This is a genomic window from uncultured Henriciella sp. (assembly GCF_964005855.1).
Classification (GTDB): domain Bacteria; phylum Pseudomonadota; class Alphaproteobacteria; order Caulobacterales; family Hyphomonadaceae; genus Henriciella.
This window is the reverse complement of the sequence record NZ_CAXFSW010000002.1, coordinates 216,703-234,728: the sequence shown is the minus strand read 5'-3', so window position 1 is coordinate 234,728 and position 18,026 is coordinate 216,703. Positions and strand designations below refer to the sequence as shown.

At 61.1% G+C, this 18,026-nt stretch carries 18 protein-coding genes; 8 read left to right on the top strand and 10 right to left on the bottom strand.

What is annotated here, in order from left to right; all coding sequences use genetic code 11:
- Positions 1–16 precede the first annotated feature (16 nt).
- Together hslV and hslU are read left to right on the top strand one after the other, a co-directional pair.
- Positions 17–583, top strand: a complete 567-nt coding sequence (gene hslV / locus ABNU55_RS04250) for an ATP-dependent protease subunit HslV (protein ID WP_290754604.1) — start codon at positions 17–19, stop codon at positions 581–583.
- Positions 583–1,887, top strand: a complete 1,305-nt coding sequence (gene hslU, locus ABNU55_RS04245) for an ATP-dependent protease ATPase subunit HslU (protein ID WP_290759599.1) — start codon at positions 583–585, stop codon at positions 1,885–1,887. The genes hslV and hslU overlap by 1 nt, the downstream gene beginning before the upstream one ends.
- Here hslU and ABNU55_RS04240 read toward each other — a convergent pair.
- Positions 1,877–2,224 (bottom strand): helix-turn-helix domain-containing protein, encoded by a 348-nt coding sequence (locus ABNU55_RS04240; protein WP_290755103.1) that lies wholly within the window; start codon positions 2,222–2,224, stop codon positions 1,877–1,879. The genes hslU and ABNU55_RS04240 overlap by 11 nt on opposite strands.
- Positions 2,225–2,278: 54 nt before the next feature.
- Here ABNU55_RS04240 and ABNU55_RS04235 point away from each other — a divergent pair, with 54 nt between their 5' ends.
- Positions 2,279–3,001, top strand: coding sequence for an SDR family oxidoreductase (locus tag ABNU55_RS04235; protein ID WP_290755105.1), 723 nt, complete (start codon positions 2,279–2,281; stop codon positions 2,999–3,001).
- Between the two features lie 21 nt (positions 3,002–3,022).
- Complete coding sequence (locus ABNU55_RS04230) at positions 3,023–3,628, top strand: 2-hydroxychromene-2-carboxylate isomerase (RefSeq protein WP_290755107.1); 606 nt, start codon at positions 3,023–3,025, stop codon at positions 3,626–3,628.
- A gap of 74 nt (positions 3,629–3,702) precedes the next feature.
- Here the strand turns inward: ABNU55_RS04230 and ABNU55_RS04225 are convergent, their stop codons facing one another.
- From ABNU55_RS04225 to ABNU55_RS04200, 6 genes are all read right to left on the bottom strand, one after another.
- Positions 3,703–4,455, bottom strand: a complete 753-nt coding sequence (locus ABNU55_RS04225; RefSeq protein ID WP_290755108.1) for a response regulator — start codon at positions 4,453–4,455, stop codon at positions 3,703–3,705.
- 96 nt (positions 4,456–4,551) lie between these two features.
- Positions 4,552–5,550: an adenosine kinase gene (locus ABNU55_RS04220; RefSeq protein WP_290755110.1), complete on the bottom strand. Its 999-nt coding sequence runs from the start codon at positions 5,548–5,550 to the stop codon at positions 4,552–4,554.
- 81 nt (positions 5,551–5,631) lie between these two features.
- Positions 5,632–6,282 carry a fructose-6-phosphate aldolase gene (gene fsa / locus ABNU55_RS04215; protein WP_290755111.1) on the bottom strand — a complete coding sequence of 217 codons (651 nt, stop codon included), beginning with the start codon at positions 6,280–6,282 and terminating at the stop codon, positions 5,632–5,634.
- Between the two features lie 54 nt (positions 6,283–6,336).
- Positions 6,337–7,287: a UDP-glucuronic acid decarboxylase family protein gene (locus tag ABNU55_RS04210; protein WP_290755113.1), complete on the bottom strand. Its 951-nt coding sequence runs from the start codon at positions 7,285–7,287 to the stop codon at positions 6,337–6,339.
- On the bottom strand, positions 7,287–8,591 hold the full coding sequence (locus ABNU55_RS04205) for a UDP-glucose/GDP-mannose dehydrogenase family protein (protein WP_290759605.1): 1,305 nt from the start codon (positions 8,589–8,591) through the stop codon (positions 7,287–7,289). Before ABNU55_RS04205 ends, ABNU55_RS04210 begins: the two co-directional genes overlap by 1 nt.
- Before the next feature lie 151 nt (positions 8,592–8,742).
- Complete coding sequence (locus ABNU55_RS04200) at positions 8,743–10,260, bottom strand: phosphomannomutase/phosphoglucomutase (RefSeq protein WP_290748410.1); 1,518 nt, start codon at positions 10,258–10,260, stop codon at positions 8,743–8,745.
- Between the two features lie 412 nt (positions 10,261–10,672).
- Here ABNU55_RS04200 and ABNU55_RS04195 point away from each other — a divergent pair, with 412 nt between their 5' ends.
- Entirely contained in the window at positions 10,673–10,852 is a 180-nt protein-coding gene (locus ABNU55_RS04195; RefSeq protein WP_290748412.1) for a hypothetical protein, read from the top strand.
- Positions 10,853–10,856: 4 nt separating this feature from the next.
- Here ABNU55_RS04195 and ABNU55_RS04190 read toward each other — a convergent pair whose 3' ends face one another.
- The 3 genes from ABNU55_RS04190 to ABNU55_RS04180 form a co-directional block, all read right to left on the bottom strand.
- Positions 10,857–11,588: a glutamine amidotransferase gene (locus ABNU55_RS04190; RefSeq protein WP_290748415.1), complete on the bottom strand. Its 732-nt coding sequence runs from the start codon at positions 11,586–11,588 to the stop codon at positions 10,857–10,859.
- Positions 11,588–13,456: an ABC transporter ATP-binding protein gene (locus ABNU55_RS04185; protein WP_290748417.1), complete on the bottom strand. Its 1,869-nt coding sequence runs from the start codon at positions 13,454–13,456 to the stop codon at positions 11,588–11,590. The genes ABNU55_RS04190 and ABNU55_RS04185 overlap by 1 nt, the downstream gene beginning before the upstream one ends.
- A 71-nt stretch (positions 13,457–13,527) precedes the next feature.
- Positions 13,528–15,282, bottom strand: coding sequence for a DUF885 domain-containing protein (locus ABNU55_RS04180; RefSeq protein WP_290748419.1), 1,755 nt, complete (start codon positions 15,280–15,282; stop codon positions 13,528–13,530).
- 114 nt (positions 15,283–15,396) lie between these two features.
- Here ABNU55_RS04180 and sdhC point away from each other — a divergent pair, with 114 nt between their 5' ends.
- From sdhC to sdhA, 3 genes are read left to right on the top strand one after another with little or no spacing between them, the layout of a single operon-like run.
- Positions 15,397–15,798, top strand: coding sequence for a succinate dehydrogenase, cytochrome b556 subunit (gene sdhC / locus ABNU55_RS04175; RefSeq protein ID WP_290748421.1), 402 nt, complete (start codon positions 15,397–15,399; stop codon positions 15,796–15,798).
- A 9-nt stretch (positions 15,799–15,807) separates the two neighbouring features.
- Positions 15,808–16,200 (top strand): succinate dehydrogenase, hydrophobic membrane anchor protein, encoded by a 393-nt coding sequence (sdhD, locus tag ABNU55_RS04170; RefSeq protein ID WP_290748423.1) that lies wholly within the window; start codon positions 15,808–15,810, stop codon positions 16,198–16,200.
- Between the two features lie 33 nt (positions 16,201–16,233).
- Entirely contained in the window at positions 16,234–18,024 is a 1,791-nt protein-coding gene (gene sdhA / locus ABNU55_RS04165) for a succinate dehydrogenase flavoprotein subunit (protein WP_290748426.1), read from the top strand.
- The last annotated feature ends 2 nt before the right edge of the window (positions 18,025–18,026 follow it).

Sequence of the window (18,026 nt, the reverse complement as noted above, 5' to 3'; positions counted from 1 at the left end):
CGCCACATCACCGGGCGTGACAGATCAAGATAGACAGCGTTCGGCGCTCTGGCACGGGACAACGATCCTGGCGGTGCGCACCAAAGACCATGTCGTCCTCCTGAGCGATGGCCAGGTGTCGATGGGTCAGACCGTGATGAAGGGCAATGCACGCAAGGTGCGCCGCCTCGGCAAGGGCGACATCCTCGCCGGGTTCGCAGGCGCCACCGCCGATGCCTTCACCCTGTTTGAACGGCTTGAGCAGAAACTGGAACGGTTTCCGAACCAGCTCCAGCGCGCTGCGGTGGAGCTTGCCAAGGACTGGCGCACGGAGAAATACCTCCAAAAGCTCGAAGCCCTGCTCATCGTGGCAGACCGCGATGTGACTCTTGTGATTACCGGCGCGGGCGACGTGCTGGAGCCAGAGCATAATGTCGTCGCCGTCGGATCCGGCGGCAATTACGCCCTGTCGGCGGCACGCGCGCTCTACCCTTACGAAGCAGATGCCGAAAAGCTCGGCCGGCAGGCGATGGAAATCGCAGCCGATATCTGCGTCTACACCAATTCGAACTTCTCGATCGAGAAACTGGACCTGAACGACTGATGGATCTTCTGACCCCCAAGGAAATCGTTGCCGAGCTGGACCGCCATATTGTCGGCCAGGGCGATGCGAAACGCGCCGTAGCCCTCGCCCTGCGCAATCGCTGGCGCCGCAAACAGGCGCCTGAGGATCTGCGCGATGAGATTACGCCGAAGAATATCCTGATGATCGGCCCAACGGGCGTCGGCAAGACCGAAGTCTCCCGTCGGCTCGCCAAGCTTGCCAATGCGCCCTTCCTGAAGGTCGAGGCGACCAAGTTTACCGAGGTCGGCTATGTCGGCCGCGATGTTGAACAGATTGTCCGCGACCTGGTGGAATCTGCTGTCGGCATGGTGAAAACCCAGCGCCGCAAACAGGTTGAGGAACAGGCCCGCGAGGCGGCGGAAAAGCGCCTGCTGGATTCTCTTGTCGGGGAGGACGCCCACGACTCCACCCGTGAAGCCTTCCGTCGCAAATTGCGCGATGGCGAGCTTGATGACCGCGACATCGATATCGAGCTACAGGATACAGGCGGCGATCTGCCAATGATGGACATCCCCGGCGGGGGTGGCTCCATGGGCATGATCAATCTCAGCGATCTTCTCGGCAAGGCGATGGGCGGGCGCACCAAGCGTGTGCGCACCACGGTTCGCGACGCCTACAAGCCGCTGATCGGCGAGGAAGCCGACAAGCTCATCGATGAGGACAGCGTGACGCGTGAAGCGGTGCGCCTGGTCGAATCGGACGGCATTGTCTTCCTTGATGAGATCGACAAGGTCGCGGGCGGCAGCAATCGCAGCGGTGCCGATGTCTCCCGCGAGGGGGTCCAGCGCGACCTGCTGCCCCTCATTGAGGGCACGACTGTTTCCACAAAGCGCGGCCCCGTGCGTACCGACCACATCCTGTTCATTGCGTCGGGCGCCTTCCACGTCTCCAAACCTTCGGATATGCTGCCTGAACTTCAGGGCCGCCTGCCGATCCGGGTAGAGCTGAAACCCCTCAGCCGCGCCGACATGCGCCGTATTCTGGTTGAGCCGGAGGCTTCACTTATCCGCCAGCATCAGGCGCTGATGGAGGCCGAAGGCGTGACGCTGGAATTTGAAGACGCCGCGATCGATGCGCTCGCCGATGTGGCGGTCCGCGTAAATGACACGGTCGAGAATATCGGTGCCCGCCGCCTGCAGACCGTCCTCGAACGGCTGCTCGATGAGATCAGCTTCACCGCCAATGACCGCAAGGGTGAGACGGTGACAATCACAGCCGACTATGTCGATGCCCAGCTGTCCGACCTTGCCGGCAATAGCGATCTGTCGAAATTCATTCTTTAGTGGCCGACACCGACCGCCGCACCGGCATATGTTTCTTGCCCCAGTCCCTGAACGCAAGCAGGGCCGGGGCAAACTCCTTGCCCTTCTCGGTCAGCACATACTGATAGCGCTTGGGCCGCTCATTATAGAGTGTACGCTCGAGTATGCCGGTTGAAACAAGCCGCTTCAGACGGGATGCGAGGATGTGCCTGGTCGCCCCTGTGTTCTCTGCGAACTCCTCGAACTTCGAATAGCCAAGGAAGCAGTCACGCAGGATGAGCAGGGTCCAGCGGTCACCCACCACGGTAAGCGTGCGTGCGACAGGACACCAGTTTTCTTCAAGTTCGGCCCATTTCATGATGACAGGACATAGACTGATTTGCTAAAGTTCCAAAATGGAACGTGAAAGATCATGAAAACTGCTGCCGTTGTTATAGGTGCTGGAGATGCGACAGGCGGGGCGATCGCCAGACGTTTCGCAAAGGCGGGCTTTACCGCCGTCTGTACGCGGCGCACCCGCGAGGCACTGGATCCTCTCATAGCCGAGATAGAGGCCAAGGGCCATTCAGCTGTCGGGTTTGGCTGCGATGCCCGGTCGGAAGACGACATGATCCAGTTGTTCGACCGGGTCGAACGCGAAGTCGGACCAATCGAAGTTCTGGTCTTCAATATTGGCGCAAACGTGAATTTCCAGATCACAGAAACGACCGCTCGCGTTTACCGCAAGGTCTGGGAAATGTCAGCATTTGCGGGCTTTCTGGCAGGACGCGAAGCAGCGCGAGTGATGATCCCGCGTGAGACAGGCACGATCATTTTCACGGGCGCGACTGCATCTGTAAGAGGCGGCGCGGGGTTTTCGGCTTTTGCCGGCGCGAAGTTCGCCCTGCGTGCGCTCGCTCAGTCCATGGCCCGCGAATTGGGACCGAAAGGCATTCATGTCGCGCATGCCATTATCGACGGGGCGATCGATACCGCCTTCATCCGAGACAATTTTCCAGAGCGCTACAAACTGAAGAATATGGACGGCATCCTTGATCCGGATGCAATCGCGGACGCCTATTTCATGCTTCATAGCCAGCCGCGGTCAGCCTGGACGCAGGAACTTGACCTGCGGCCGTGGATAGAAAAGTTCTAAAAAGAAACGCACGAGGTTTTCATGTCAGCCAAGCTTGAATTCTATTTCGATTTCATCAGCCCGTTTTCCTATGTGGCTTACCATGCGCTGCCCCATGAACTTGGGGACCTCTCTGACCGAGTGGAGTTTCGTCCTCTATTTCTGGGCGCTGTCATGCAGACTACGGGCAATCGTCCGCCCGGCCTGGTCCCGGCCAAGGGCAAGTACATGCAGCGCGATCTTCAGCGATGCTGCGCGCGTTACGGGATTGAGTTTCGAATGAATCCGCATTTCCCCATGATGAACACCCGGCCAATGCTACGCGCCGCGATCGGCCTTGCCGACGATGCCGATACGCAGAAGCGCTTCATCGAAACCATATTTCACCATGTCTGGCGCGCCGAAGAGCCGTTGAAGACGGATGATCTGGAACAGGTTCGCGCGATCTGCGCATCTGCAGGCTTCGACGCAGACCGGATTCTAGGTCTTGCTGAAAGCGAAGAAACCAAAGCGCGGCTGAAGGCCAATACCGATAGCGCGATTGAGCGCGGCGCTTTCGGTGCGCCAAGCTTCTTCGTCGAAGATGAACTCTTCTTCGGGCATGACCGTCTTGATTATGCCAGAGAGGCTCTGATCGCAGCAGGCTGAACGGCCCCCGCATAGGTCAGTCGAAGCACTTATTCTCCAGCTTCGACACCCCCATCCTTCAGGCCGGCACGCCTTTAGGACGCCGGATAATTTTTAGACGGTTGGTCGGCAGCGCTCTGGATCAGCGCCTGGCTCATGACAGCCTTTAGCATATCCGGCCTGAACGGCTTGGCGATCAGATAGATGGGTTCGCCTATCCGGCCTGTCAGTAGCCGCTCAGAAAAGGCCGTTATGAAGACAACCGGAATATCAAGCTCGCGGGTGATGATGTTTGCCGCCTCTGCGCCAGACGAGCCATCGGCAAGCTGAATGTCTACCAGCAGCAAGGAGGGTTTCAACGTGCGGCAGGCCTCGACCGCCTGCTCACATGTCGTGGCATGGCCGACAACATTATGGCCCAGGCTTCGCGCGATCTGCTCGATATGAACGGCCACAATTGGCTCATCCTCAATGATGAAGACATCGGCGGCGAGAGAGGCGGTAAGGTCGTTCTCCGCATCGGTGATAAGCTGGCCGATCTCCTCATCTGCACATCCCATGATGAGGGCGGCGTCGCCCGGGGCAAACCCTTCCATAGCTGTCAGCAAAAGCGCGCGGCGCGGCAAGGAGGCCGTGTCCGTACCGGCGGTCGCAACAACAGATGCACGGATCGTCTGTTCCAGCCGCGTGAATATTTCCAGACGGCCTGTTGCGGGCGGCACATCATCGATGAATGAGACGAGCGCGGCCTCGACCAGCGCGTCGCCGCGCTCGCCAGACCCTGTGACGGCCCTGGCATAGCGGCGCATATAGGGCAGCTCACGCTCAAGATTGTCAGCCAGGCGCATGGGACACGATACCTCTACCAAATGTAGATATACAGCGCCCAATAGGTTTAGAAAAAATTAGCCGTGCTGAGTACCGGTCAACTACCGGTTGCGCGGCTAGATCTCGATACCGGCCTTGCGCGCCAGATCCGCATAGGGGGTTTCCGGACGCGGGCCATAGTGCGAAATGACCTCGGCGGCGGCGATATGGCCGAGCTTCGCGCAGGTTTCCAGAGGCAGGCCCTTGCTGACGCCGAACAGGAAACCGGCAGCATACTGGTCACCCGCCCCGGTGGTATCGACCACCTTGTCGACAGGTTCGGCAGGCACGGCCACGACGCCTTCCGGCCCGATGACCACGGAGCCCTTCTCCGAGCGTGTAATGGCAGCGAGCCCGGTATCGGCGCGCATGCGTTCGACGGCCTCATCGAAGTCTTCGGTCTGGTAGAGCGAAAGCGCCTCGTCTTCATTGGCAAAGACAAGATCGACATGGTTCTTGATGAGGTGAAGGAAGCTGTCGCGGTGGCGTTCGACACAGAACCCGTCCGACAGCGTCAACGCGACCTTCCGGCCCGCCGCCTGGGCGATCTCGGACGCGTGGACGAACGCAGCCTTGGCGTCTTCCTGATCGAAAAGATAGCCTTCAAGATAGAGGATGGCGGCATCCTTCACCATCTGCTCATTGATATCCGCCGGCGAAAAGAGGACCGAGGCGCCCAGAAACGTGTTCATGCTGCGCGCGCCGTCCGGGGTGACGAAGACGATACAGCGTGCGGTCGCAGGGCCATCTTCGAGAGCGGGCGTATCGAACGGAATACCGCTCTCATTCATGTCCTTGCGGAAGACATCGCCGAGCGTGTCCTTTGCGACCTTGCCGATATAACCGGCCCGGCCACCGAAACTCGAAATCCCGACAATCGTATTGGCACCGGACCCGCCTGAGAGCTGCGGGCCCTCCGGCGCGGCCTCGACAAGCGCGTCTGCGCGCGGCTCATCGATCAGCGTCATGCCATCCTTGCGGATTTCGTGCTCGGCGAGGAAGGAGTCCTCGACACTGGCAAAGACGTCAACAATAGCGTTTCCAAGGCCAACGACATCGAATCGGGTATCGGTCAAAAATCACCTCAACTGGTCTGTTTTCGCAATATGGCCCGCCAGAGTCCGGCGCGCCTTCAAAAGGTCCGCCGCGGCGGTGCTTTAGATCTCAATGCCCGCTTTTTCAGCATCGGCAAGGAAAGCGGCAAGCCCCTTGTCGGTGAGCGGGTGGTTCGCAAGGCCGCGCAGTACATTTGGCGGCACAGTCGCCACATCGGCGCCGGCCAGGGCCGAGAGCTTCACATGGTTCGGGCTGCGGATCGAGGCGGCGAGAATTTCGGTCTCGAAGCCGTAATTGTCATAGATGATGCGCATCTCCTCGATCAGCTCCATGCCGTCGATATTCATATCGTCCAGACGACCAATGAAAGGAGAGATATAGGTCGCCCCCGCCTTTGCCGCGAGAAGTGCCTGATTGGCGGAAAAGCAGAGCGTGACGTTCACGGCGGTGCCCGCATCGGCCAGCGTCCGGCAGGCCTTGAGTCCATCCATTGTCAGCGGCAGCTTGACGGCCACATTCGACGCGATCGCCTGAAGCTTCTTGCCCTCGCTGACCATCTTGTCGAAATCCGTCGCCACGACTTCTGCGCTGACATGGCCGGGGGTCAGCTCGCAGATTTCCGCGATCACGTCCGACATCTTGCGGCTGGACTTTGCGATGAGAGACGGGTTCGTCGTGACACCATCAATGAGGCCGGCCTCTGCCAGCGATTTGATCTCTTCGGTGTCGGCGGTGTCGACGAAGAATTTCATATTGGTCTCCTGCGGGGTGTCTGCAGGCGCTTTAGCAATGATAGGCCCGCCCGGCTAGGCGCCTTCGTGCAGCCGCTTGAAATAGGCGATGGTCTTTTCGAGGCCGTCGCGCAGCTTGACCGTCGGTTCCCAGCCCAGCGCCTGCTGCGCGCGGGTGATATCCGGCTTGCGCTTGCGCGGATCATCCTGCGGCAGCGGCTTGTTGACCAGTTTCGAGGGTGAGCCGGTCATCTCGACAACAAGTTCGGCCAGCTCCCGGATCGTGAACTCGCCAGGATTGCCGATATTGATCGGGCCGGTGACACTGCTGTCAGTGTCCATGAGCCGGATCAGACCTTCGACCAGATCGTCCACATAACAGAAGGAGCGCGTCTGCTGGCCGTCGCCATAAAGGGTAATGTCTTCCCCGCGCAGGGCCTGCATGATGAAGTTCGAGACCACGCGGCCATCATTCGGGTGCATGCGCGGGCCATAGGTGTTGAAGATCCGCGCGACCTTGATCTGCGTGCCATGCTGGCGGTGATAGTCAAAGCACAGCGTTTCGGCGCAGCGTTTGCCCTCATCATAACAGGATCGCGGGCCGATGGGGTTCACATTGCCCCAATAGCTCTCTTCCTGCGGATGAATTTCCGGGTCGCCATACACCTCGGAGGTCGAGGCCTGGAGGATTTTTGCCTTGGTCCGCTTGGCGAGGCCCAGCATGTTGATCGCCCCATGCACCGAGGTCTTCGTCGTCTGGACAGGGTCGAACTGGTAATGGATCGGGCTTGCCGGGCAGGCCAGATTGTAAATCTGGTCGATCTCGACAAAGAGCGGAAAGGTCACGTCATGGCGCATGAGCTCGAAGCGCGGATTGCCCATCAGGTGGGCGACATTGGTCCGCGTTCCGGTGAAGAAATTGTCCACGCACAAAACCTCGGCGCCCCGGTCGAGCAGACGCTCACACAGGAACGATCCGATAAAACCGGCCCCGCCGGTCACCATGATCCGCGGCGCGAGATGCATCAGGGGCGGCCCACGCTGTAATAGTCGAACCCGCGCTTCTTCATGTCTTCTGGCGAATAGATATTGCGCAGGTCCACGACGATATTGCTCTTCAGGTTCTCCTTGACGCGGCCAAAGTCGAGTGCGCGGAACTGGTCCCATTCGGTGATGATGACCATGGCATCTGCGCCATTGATCGCATCATAGGCGTTCTCGGCATAGTCGATACCGCTCATCAGCTTCCGCGCTTCATGCATGGCTTCCGGATCATAGGCGCGGACAGTTGCGCCAGCCTCGATCAGCGCGGGCACGATGTCGAGCGAAGGCGCATCGCGCATGTCGTCCGTATTCTGTTTGAAGGCGAGGCCGAGCACGCCGACCGTCTTGCCTTTCACATCGCCGCCCATCGCCTTGATGATCTTGTCGGCCATGGCGCGCTTGCGGGCGGCATTCACCTCGACCACCGTATCGACGATCCGCACGGGGCAATTGTGCTCATTCGCCGTCTTGGTGAGGGCCAGCGTATCCTTCGGAAAACAGGAGCCGCCATAGCCGGGGCCCGCGTTCAGGAATTTGCGCCCGATCCGGCCATCAAGGCCAATTCCGCGCGAGACTTCCTGCACATTCGCGCCCACTGCCTCGCAAAGGTCGGCCATCTCGTTGATGAAAGTGATCTTCACCGCCAGGAAGGCGTTCGCCGCATATTTGATCAGCTCGGATGTGCGCCGGCTGGTGAACAGGATCGGTGTCTCATTGAGGAAGAGCGGGCGATACAGCTCGCGCATCACTTCGCGGGCGCGCTCGCTGTCGGTGCCGACCACGACGCGGTCGGGGATCTTGAAGTCCTTGATGGCGGCGCCTTCGCGCAGGAATTCCGGGTTGGAGACCACAGCAAAGTCAGCATCCGGATTGGCCTGGCGGATGATCTCCTCAACCTCGTCGCCCGTGCCGACCGGAACAGTCGACTTGGTCACGACGACGGTGAAGCCGTCCATCAGCTCGGCGATTTCCTTGGCGGCGGCATAGACATAGGAGAGGTCGGCATGGCCATCGCCGCGCCGCGACGGTGTCCCCACCGCGATGAAGACCGCGTCGGCATCGGCAATCGCGTCCTTTGCCTCTGTCGTGAAGCTGAGGCGGCCTGCCTCAACATTCTGCGCGACGAGATCGTCCAGGCCGGGCTCATAGATCGGGATCTCACCCTGTTTCAGCCGGTCGATCTTGGAGGTGTCCTTGTCGACGCAGGTCACGACATGCCCGAAGTCGGCAAAACACGCCCCGCTTACCAGGCCCACATAGCCTGTCCCGATCATCGCTACGCGCATGCAAAACGTCCTGTATGCTGATTGCCGTCAGAAGTGGGCAATGGGTGCTAATTTTACGCGGCAAGGTCAAGTGAACCTCACCACTCATAGCTGGCTTGCAGCCATGGCCAGCTCGCCGGAAACGATTGCAGACGGCCTGGGGGCGCTGGACTCAGACTTCCTGATTGTACGCGCCGACTTCCTCATGCTTGCCAAGGCGGGGTTTGACCTCCTTGTGGAAGAGGTCGCGCATGTCCTCATCGGACTGCAGGCTCTCGACCACGACGACAAGTTCCGGCTTGTTCGACGAGGCGCGCACCAGGACCCATGAGCCATCGTCCAGCGTCACCCGTGCGCCATTTACCGTATTCACATCGGCGACTTTGCGGCCGAGGATTTCCTTGCCCGCCATGCCCTCATATTCAGCGACCATCTTGTCCACCACGGCGTATTTCAGCTCATCATCGCAGTGCGGCGACATGGTAAGCGAGGTATAGGCGATGCCCAGCTCTCCCTTCAGGTCTGCCATCGTCTTGTCAGGGTTGCGGTCCAGCATCTGCAGGATCGCGCCGGCCGCCACGATGCCATCGTCATAGCCAAGCCCGATGGGCGGGCGGAAGAAGAAATGGCCGGACTTCTCGAACCCGGCCAGCGCGCCGAGGTCCGTGGTGCGGCGTTTGATATAGGAATGGCCGGTCTTGTAGTAATCGACGCTGGAGCCGTTCTCCTTCAGCACGGGGTCTGTCTTGTAGAGGCCCGTCGACTTCACATCGACCACGAAATTCGCCCCCGGATGCACTTTTGAAAGGTCACGCGCCAGCATCAGGCCGATCTTGTCTGCGAAGATTTCATCGCCCGTATTGTCCACGACGCCGCAACGGTCGCCATCGCCATCAAAACCCAGCGCGACATCGGCGCCAGTCTCCTTCACGGCTTTCGCCATTTCGTGAAGCATCTTGGAGTCTTCAGGGTTCGGATTGTATTTCGGGAAGGTGTTGTCGAGATCGCAGTCCATCTCGATCACTTCGGCGCCCATGGCCCGCAGGGCGTCCGGCGCGAAGGCGCCCGCCGTGCCATTGCCACAGGCCGCGATGACCTTGATCTTGCGCTTCAGCGAGATGCCTTCCGACAGTGATGCAATGTACTTCTCACGCATGCCGTCGACACGGAAGGCGCCGCCGCCTGCGCGGGGCTGGAAGTCCCCGTTCAGGACGATTTCCTTCAGGCGACCCATTTCATCAGGCCCGAAGGTCAGCGGCTTGTTGGCGCCCATCTTCACGCCGGTCCAGCCATTCTCATTATGGCTGGCGGTGACCATGGCGCAGCAATCGGCCTCCAGTTCGAACTGCGACCAGTAGACCATGGGGCTAAGCGCAAGGCCGATATCCAGAACCTCGCAGCCGCCCGCGACGAGGCCCAGCTTCAGCGCGTTCTTGATCGGCAGCGAAATGGAGCGGAAGTCGTGGCCGGTGACGACCTTCGGCGTTACTCCCAGTTCATGGAACAGCGTCGCCATGCCAAGGCCGAGGGCTTCGGCCCCCAGAAGGTTGAGCTCTGGCGGCTTCTCACTGCCGGGAATTCCGAACCACCAGCGCGCATCATATTCGCGAAAGCCGGTCGGCTTCACCAGCGGCAGCGTCTCATATTCGATTGAATTGGGGGCAATGTCGGCGCGCGGTTTCGGCATCATGAGCCAAAGTCTCCCTGGCAAATCTCTGATTGTCACTTGGCACAATTAAGCGGCGGATGGCTAGAGGGCAGTCCAATTTGTGCCGGCGGCCCGCGCGCCTTATGGTTAATCCTGACGGTGTTAGATCGGCCTGAAACAGTATTTAAATAGTTCTACTATGAATAGATCATATTTGAATCACTAATAAACCCTTAATTCCATTGCGACTCCCTATAATCTGCTGTAACGGCAGGGTTTGAGGGCCACCTGCGGTGGCGAGGGTAGAGTATTCATCATCATGATTTCATATATTTCAGGTTGCAATTCTGCGACTAGCATGAAGGACTTGGCGGGGGCTATGGCTTCGGCACGACGGAGATCGGCGACGATCGCAACGGCCGGGTCGAGTCCGAGGCCAACACCATCTCCCTCTATGTCTCATGGCCGCTTCCGCCTCACCGCGGCCGGCTGGCTGACGGACTCGCTCAGCGGCGAGATCGGCACCGGCTATCTCTTTGCGAATGGCTGGATCGGCGCCCTCGACCTTGGCCTCGAGGCCGGCGAGGACACCCGCTACGGCACCGCCCGCCTCTCCGTGTCGAAGACCTTCTAGACCCCTAACTCTCCTGCGCTGGACCAGACCGGCGCAGGAAATTAGACATCCAGGCGCCGACAAGGGAATTGTCCACCGGCGTATCGAGGCTGCCGCAGGCGTCATCGACGCGCTCGGCGCTGAAGGCGGTGTTGCGGCGGACATTGTAGAGCGCGCAGCAAAAGCCCTGGCTGAATTCGGGGTGGCCCTGAAAACTGATCGCCGGGACACTGCCATAGTCGAGCACGGCATAGGGGCAGAAGTCGGAGCGTGCGACGACGCTGGCGCCGGGCGGCAGGCTCAGCACCTGATCCTGATGGCTGACGCCGAGCGAAAAAGTGTCGTCGGAGAAATCGCCCATCCAGTCCGGGCGCTCGCAGACATCATAGACATGGCGGCCAAGCCCCCAGCCCTTGTCAGACTTCTCGACCTTCGCGCCGAGGGCCTTCGCCACAGCCTGATGCCCGAAACAGACCCCGATCTGCGGCACGCCCTTGGCGGCGGCGCGCTGGATATAGTTGAGCAGCGGGTTCATCCAGTCATGAGCTTCATAGACCCCGGCCGCGGACCCGGTGACGAGAAGCGCATCAACCTCTTCCAGCTCTGGAAAGGGCGCGCCCTGGCTGATGGCGATGCTCTCACAGGTCAGGCCCGGCATGTGCGGGGAGATCAGCTCCTCAAACATGGCCGGGTAGCGCGGCCAGTCATCGCGGATCGCCTCTGGCGGCAGGCCGGTTTCGAGGATGGTGAGTTTCATCAGGTCGTCTCTTCTTCGTAATCTGTATCTGGCAGCGGCTCGGGCTCGACGAGGAAACCGCCGGACTGGCGCGACCAGAGGTCTGCGTAAAGCCCGCCGGCTGCGACGAGTTCTTCATGCGTGCCCTGTTCGACAATCTCGCCCTGGTCGAGCACGATGAGCCGGTCCATGGCGGCGATGGTGGACAGCCGATGGGCGATGGCAAGCACCGTCTTGCCCTGCATGAGCTCAAACAGGCTGCCCTGAATGGCGGCCTCCACCTCGGAGTCGAGGGCGGATGTCGCCTCGTCGAGGATCAGGATGGGCGCGTCCTTCAGGAAGATGCGGGCAATGGCGATGCGCTGGCGCTGGCCGCCGGAGAGCTTCACGCCGCGCTCGCCGACATGCGCATCCAGGCCAATACGCCCCTTGGCGTCTTCCAGGGTTTCGATGAAATCGAGGGCTTCGGCGCGGCGGGCGGCGGCAAGGATATCTCCATCGCTCGCGCCCGGGCGGCCATAGGCGATATTCTCGCGGATAGAGCGGTGAAGGAGCGAGGTGTCCTGCGTTACAACACCGATCTGGGAACGCAGCGAATCCTGCGTGACGCCGGCAATGTCATGGCCATCGATCAGGATGCGGCCGGCCTCGGCGTCATAAAAGCGCAGGAGGAGGTTGGTAAGCGTCGTCTTGCCCGCGCCGGACCGCCCGACAAGCCCGATCTTCTCGCCCGGCGCGATATTGAGGTTAAGCCCTTCGATCACGCCGCTGCCCTTGCCATAATGGAAGGTCACGTTCTCGAAGTGCACAGCGCCGCGGACAGGCGGGAGTGCGCCCGCGCCGTCGCGGTCTTCCACGGCGACCGGCTTTTTCAGCATCGACATCCCGTCAAAGACGACGCCGACATTCTCAAAGAGGGCCGCCACCTCCCACATGATCCATTGGGACATGGATTTTATGCGAAGCGCGAGGCCGACGGCGGCGGCCACAGCGCCTGCGCTCACCAGCTCACCCAGCCAGAGGTAAAGCCCACCCGTCGTGATCAGGAAGACGAGTAGCGAATTGTTGAGATAGACGATGGCGTTAAGGCTCGTGACCATGCGCATCTGGCGGTAAACGGTGCCAAGAAAGCCGGACATGCTCTGCCGGGCATAGTCTTCCTCAAGCCCGGAATGGGCAAACAGCTTCACGGTCTGGATGTTCGTATAGGAATCGACGATGCGGCCCGTCATCACGGAGCGGGCATCGGCCTGATCCTCGGCCACCTTTCCGAGGCGCGGGACGTACCACCACATGATAAAGCCGTAGACCACAGCCCAGAGGATAAGCGGCAGGGTCAGGCGCCAGTCCGCGCTCGCGACAAGGGCCAGCGCCGAGATGAAGTAGACGATTACGAAGACGAAGACGTCGAGCACCTTCATCACCGACTCGCGAACCGACAGCGCGGTCTGCATGACCTTGGTGGCGACGCGGCCTGCGAACTCGTTCCCGAAGAAGCCCATGGACTGGCCCAGCATCTGCCGGTGCATGCGCCAGCGTGCGCTCATCGGGACATTGCCCATCAGGCCCTGATAGACGATCAAACCCTGTATCAGTGTCGCCAGAGGAAGGCCGATGAGGAGCACACCGCCCATCAGGATCAGCGTACCGGCCTCACGCTGGACGAAACCGTCGCGGTCCGCCTCTGCCAGCCAGTCGACGATCCCGCCGAGAAAACCGAACAGGGCCACCTCTCCCACCGCGATAATGGCGGTGAAGATCGACATACCGATCAGCCACGGCACCGCGCCGCGAATATAATGCCAGACGAACGCCAGAAAGTTGCCGGGCGGCAACTCGTCCCGGCCTTCCGGGAAAGGATCTATGCGGCGTTCGAAGAAGCGATACATGGCTCGCCCATGTGGCGCGGGACCTGTGGCCGCGCAAGCAGTGACGATGCCTTATTTTTCCTGCGGCCGGGCTAGCGCGATCGGGCGCCTGACGTGGCCTCAGTTTTCGCATCGATCCACGCCATGATGCGGGCTTCCAGGGCGTCGAGTGGCAATGAGCCTGCGCCCAGAACCGTGTCATGGAATTCGCGGATATCGAAATCGTCGCCCAGCGCCTCTTTCGCGGCAGCGCGAAGCTCCAATATCTTCAGCTCGCCGATCTTGTAGGCGGTCGCCTGACCCGGCCAGCCGATATAGCGCGTCACTTCGGTTTCTATATTGAGCGGGGCGAGCGCCGAGTTTTCCTTGAAACAGGTTTCGGCCTCCTCGCGGCTCCAGCCATACCAGTGCATGCCGGTATCAGCGACGAGGCGGCAGGCCCGCCACATCTCCATTGAAAGCGCGCCGAACCGCTCATAGGGCGTCTGATAGAAACCGGCTTCCCCCGCGAGCTTTTCGGCATAGAGGCCCCAGCCTTCCCCGAAAGCTGTCGCGTAATATTGCTGGCGGAAGCGCGGCACGCCTTCCAGTTCCTGGGCAAGCGAGATCTGGATGTGATGGCCGGGCACGGCTTCGTGCGCAGACAGGGCGGGCAGTTCATAAAGCGGGCGCTGATCCAGCGCATAGGTGTTGACCAGATAGGTGCCGGAAATCCCCTTCTCCATATCGCCGCTGGAATAGCGCCCCGTCGTGTAGCCGGGCGCAATTTCTGCCGGGACCGGCTCAACGCCATAGGTGAGGCGGGGCAGCTTGCCGAAATATTGCGGCAGCAGCGCATCGAGGCGTTTCGACAGCCAGGCCGCCTTTTCCATCAGGGCCTGCGGGCTGTCGGCATAGAATTGCGGATCGGTGCGCAGGAAAGACTGGAAATCCTGAAAGCTGCCCTCAAAGCCGATCTCTTCGATGATCTCGTCCATGGCTGCCCGGATACGCGCGACCTCGCGCTGGCCGAGCTGGTGAATCTCTTCGGGTGAGTAGCCTGCGCCCGCCGTGTGGTCCTCAATGGCGGACTGGTAATAGGTCCGCCCCCCCGGCAGCGAGACGATGCCGGGTTCGGGGCGGGCATGCGGGGCGTATTCCTCCTCAAGGAAAGCCAGCGCCTTGCCATAGGCGGCGATGGCTGCGGCGGTGGCTTCCCGCCCTTCAGCCTGCAGGCGCTCTGCCGTTTCGGCATCGATCGTGTCCGGCAGACGGGTGAGCGGCGCGTAGAGGCCGCTTTCCTCCGGGCTCACACCCGCCTGCTCGCGGACTTGAGCGGTCGTCGTTGCCAGCGGGTCGGCGTGAGAGGTCCAGCCGGTTTCAATGCCGCGGCGCATATTCGCGATGTGGTCGTCGAAATAGCGTGGCAGGTCTTCAAGCCGCGCAATCCAGGCTTCGGCGTCGGCTTCATTCGCGATGCGCAGCTGGCGCGCGACAAAGAGCGGTTCGGCCTGAAAGCCCCAGTCGCCATTAAAAGGGAGGCGGGCCGTGTCGAACTCATCGGCAGCAATCAGCCGGTCGAGCAGGTGGGTGAGAATCTTTGCTTCGGGAGAAGAAGCGTCATCAAGGCGAAGAAGCTGGCGCTTCAGGGCGCGTGCCTCGCGGGCCATGCGAGAGATTTCCTGCGGGCTGATGTCGGACCACTCCCTCGGCGCGCGATCCTGCGCGCGGGCAGCTTCTTCCGGATCGGCCGACCGCAGGAGGGCTTCATATGCCTCTATGAGCGGCTGAATGCCCGCTGGCCGGGCGCTCTCCGCAGGTTCGGTTTGTGCGCTTGCGAAACAGGGCGACGCAAGGGAAAGTGCCATGAGACTGATGAATGTCCGGGAAATCATACGCAATTGACCTTTCTTGCCGCGTTGACACCGCGCTGCACCAATCTAGAACCCGGTGTCACAAGACATATGTTTCGGGAGACCCCAATGTCAGGTTCAGAGTGGACTGATCCACGCCCGATGTCACCACACCTTCAAGTGTGGAAGTGGCACTGGACGATGGCCTCATCGATCTTTCACCGCGTCAGCGGTGTTGGCAACTATCTCGGCGCGCTCCTGGTGAGCGCCTGGATCATCTCGCTGGCGACCGGGCCGGAGGCCTATGGCGCCGTCGAGGCGGTGATGCTGCATCCGGTGGGGCAGATCCTGCTCTTCTTCTGGCTGGTCTCTGTCCTCTTCCATCTTGCCAATGGCGTCCGCCACCTGATCTGGGACGGGCCGAAGGCCGGGTTTGAGCCGAAGACGGCAAGCCTCTGGTCTATCGTCAACTTCGCCTTTGGCATCGTTGCGGCCGCTATCACCTGGTCGCTCGCGACCAATCTGTTCTAGGGGACGAGGATGAGCACCAATTTCAAGACACCGGCCGCCGCCGCCCGCGGGCTCGGCTCCGCCAAGTCCGGCACCGGCCATCATATCAAGCAGCGCGTCTCTGCCATCGCGCTTGTCTTCCTGATCCCGTGGTTTCTCTATGCCGTCATTGCGGCGAGCCGCGGCGGCTATGAAGGCGCGACGGCCTGGCTGGCGCAGCCCTGGAATGCCATCCTGATGGTTCTCACGCTTGGCGCGGCGTTCTACCACATGCGCCTTGGTATGCAGGTTGTCATCGAAGACTATATCCAAAAGGCGGGTATGAAACAGGGACTCCTGATCCTGAACACATTTGCCTGCGTAGGACTCTTTGCGGCTACGGCCCTGTCGGTCCTCAAGGTCTGGATTTCGGCGGGCCTCTAAGAGCCGCCCCGCCACCGGAAGGAAAACGCCACCATGTCTGACTATAAATTTGTCGATCACACCTATGATGTCGTCGTTGTGGGCGCCGGCGGCTCCGGCCTTCGCGCCGCGCTCGGTGCCGCGCAGGCGGGACTCAAGACGGCCTGTATCACCAAGGTCTTCCCGACGCGGTCCCACACGGTGGCCGCGCAAGGCGGGATTGCCGCGTCTCTGAGCAATATGGGCCCGGATGACTGGCGCTGGCATATGTATGACACGGTGAAGGGCTCCGACTGGCTCGGCGACCAGGACTCCATCGAATATCTCTGCCGCGAGGCGCCCAAGGCCGTTTATGAGCTCGAGCACTGGGGCATGCCGTTCTCGCGCAATGAAGACGGCAAGATCTATCAGCGCCCCTTTGGCGGCCACACCACCGAATATGGCGAAGGCCCGCCCGTGCAACGCACCTGCGCGGCTGCTGACCGGACCGGCCACGCCATGCTGCACACGCTGTACGGCCAGTGTGTGAAGGAAGAGACCGAATTCTTCATCGAGTATTTCGCGCTCGACCTCATCATGGATGAGGAAGGCGCCTGCCGCGGTGTTACCGCCTGGAAACTGGACGATGGCACGCTGCACCGCTTCCGCGCCCAGAAGACGATCCTGGCGACGGGCGGCTATGGCCGCGCCTTCTTCTCCTGTACGTCGGCGCACACCTGTACCGGTGACGGCAATGCGATGACGCTGCGCGCCGGCCTGCCGCTTCAGGACATGGAGTTCATCCAGTTCCACCCGACCGGTATCTATGGCGCAGGCTGCCTCATTACAGAAGGGGCACGCGGCGAAGGCGGCTATCTCACCAATTCGGAAGGCGAGCGCTTCATGGAGCGCTATGCGCCCTCCGCGAAAGACCTTGCCTCCCGCGATGTCGTGGCGCGCGCCATGACGGTGGAGATCCGCGAGGGCCGCGGGGTCGGCGAAGGCAAGGACCATATCCACCTTCACCTTGAACACCTGCCGCCGGAAACGCTGGCCGAACGCCTGCCGGGCATTTCGGAAACCGCGAAAATCTTCTCCGGCGTCGATGTCACCAAAGAGCCGATCCCGGTCCTGCCGACGGTTCACTATAATATGGGCGGCATCCCGACCAATTATCATGGCGAGGTTCTCACCAAGAAGGGCGGCGACCCGGACAGTGTGGTTCAGGGCCTGATGGCTGTCGGCGAAGCGGCCTGCGTGTCGGTTCACGGCGCCAACCGTCTCGGCTCCAACTCGCTTATCGACCTTGTCGTCTTTGGCCGCGCCGCCGGTCTTCGCTGCGGCGCCACGCTGGAAGCCGGCGCCAGCCAGCCGGAAATCCGCGACAGCCAGACCGATGCGCACCTTGCCCGCTTTGACCGCATCCGTAATGCGACCGGCGACCAGCCGGTGGCGAAGCTTCGCGCCGACATGCAGAAGTCGATGCAGGAAAACTGCGCCGTCTTCCGCACCGGTGAAGTTCTCGACGAAGGCGTCGAGAAGATTGCTGGCATCTATGGCCGCGTCGGCGGCATGGATGTGAAGGATCGCGGCCTGATCTGGAACACGGACCTCGTAGAGGCGCTGGAGTTCGACAATCTGATCGCGCAGGCTGCTGTCACCGTGAACTCGGCCGCCAACCGCACCGAGAGCCGCGGCGCGCATGCGCGTGAGGACTATGCCGACCGCGACGATACTGAATGGATGAAACACACGCTTGCCTGGGTCGACGATGCCGGCAAGGTCACGATCGATTACCGCCCCGTGCATGAGTACACGATGTCCAACGACATTGAGTATATCAAGCCGAAGGCGCGCGTGTATTAGGG

Bases quoted from the DNA above. Each gene is read 5' to 3' on its own strand.
- sdhD (WP_290748423.1), top strand. From the start codon at position 15,808: ATGAGCACCAATTTCAAGACACCGGCCGCCGCCGCCCGCGGGCTCGGC.
- sdhC (WP_290748421.1), top strand. From the start codon at position 15,397: ATGTCAGGTTCAGAGTGGACTGATCCACGCCCGATGTCACCACACCTT.
- ABNU55_RS04195 (WP_290748412.1), top strand. From the start codon at position 10,673: ATGTCTCATGGCCGCTTCCGCCTCACCGCGGCCGGCTGGCTGACGGAC.
- ABNU55_RS04235 (WP_290755105.1), top strand. From the start codon at position 2,279: ATGAAAACTGCTGCCGTTGTTATAGGTGCTGGAGATGCGACAGGCGGG.
- ABNU55_RS04200 (WP_290748410.1), bottom strand. From the start codon at position 10,260: ATGATGCCGAAACCGCGCGCCGACATTGCCCCCAATTCAATCGAATAT.
- ABNU55_RS04210 (WP_290755113.1), bottom strand. From the start codon at position 7,287: ATGCATCTCGCGCCGCGGATCATGGTGACCGGCGGGGCCGGTTTTATC.
- fsa (WP_290755111.1), bottom strand. From the start codon at position 6,282: ATGAAATTCTTCGTCGACACCGCCGACACCGAAGAGATCAAATCGCTG.
- ABNU55_RS04230 (WP_290755107.1), top strand. From the start codon at position 3,023: ATGTCAGCCAAGCTTGAATTCTATTTCGATTTCATCAGCCCGTTTTCC.
- ABNU55_RS04240 (WP_290755103.1), bottom strand. From the start codon at position 2,224: ATGAAATGGGCCGAACTTGAAGAAAACTGGTGTCCTGTCGCACGCACG.
- ABNU55_RS04205 (WP_290759605.1), bottom strand. From the start codon at position 8,591: ATGCGCGTAGCGATGATCGGGACAGGCTATGTGGGCCTGGTAAGCGGG.
- ABNU55_RS04190 (WP_290748415.1), bottom strand. From the start codon at position 11,588: ATGAAACTCACCATCCTCGAAACCGGCCTGCCGCCAGAGGCGATCCGC.
- hslU (WP_290759599.1), top strand. From the start codon at position 583: ATGGATCTTCTGACCCCCAAGGAAATCGTTGCCGAGCTGGACCGCCAT.
- sdhA (WP_290748426.1), top strand. From the start codon at position 16,234: ATGTCTGACTATAAATTTGTCGATCACACCTATGATGTCGTCGTTGTG.
- ABNU55_RS04185 (WP_290748417.1), bottom strand. From the start codon at position 13,456: ATGTATCGCTTCTTCGAACGCCGCATAGATCCTTTCCCGGAAGGCCGG.
- ABNU55_RS04180 (WP_290748419.1), bottom strand. From the start codon at position 15,282: ATGGCACTTTCCCTTGCGTCGCCCTGTTTCGCAAGCGCACAAACCGAA.
- ABNU55_RS04225 (WP_290755108.1), bottom strand. From the start codon at position 4,455: ATGCGCCTGGCTGACAATCTTGAGCGTGAGCTGCCCTATATGCGCCGC.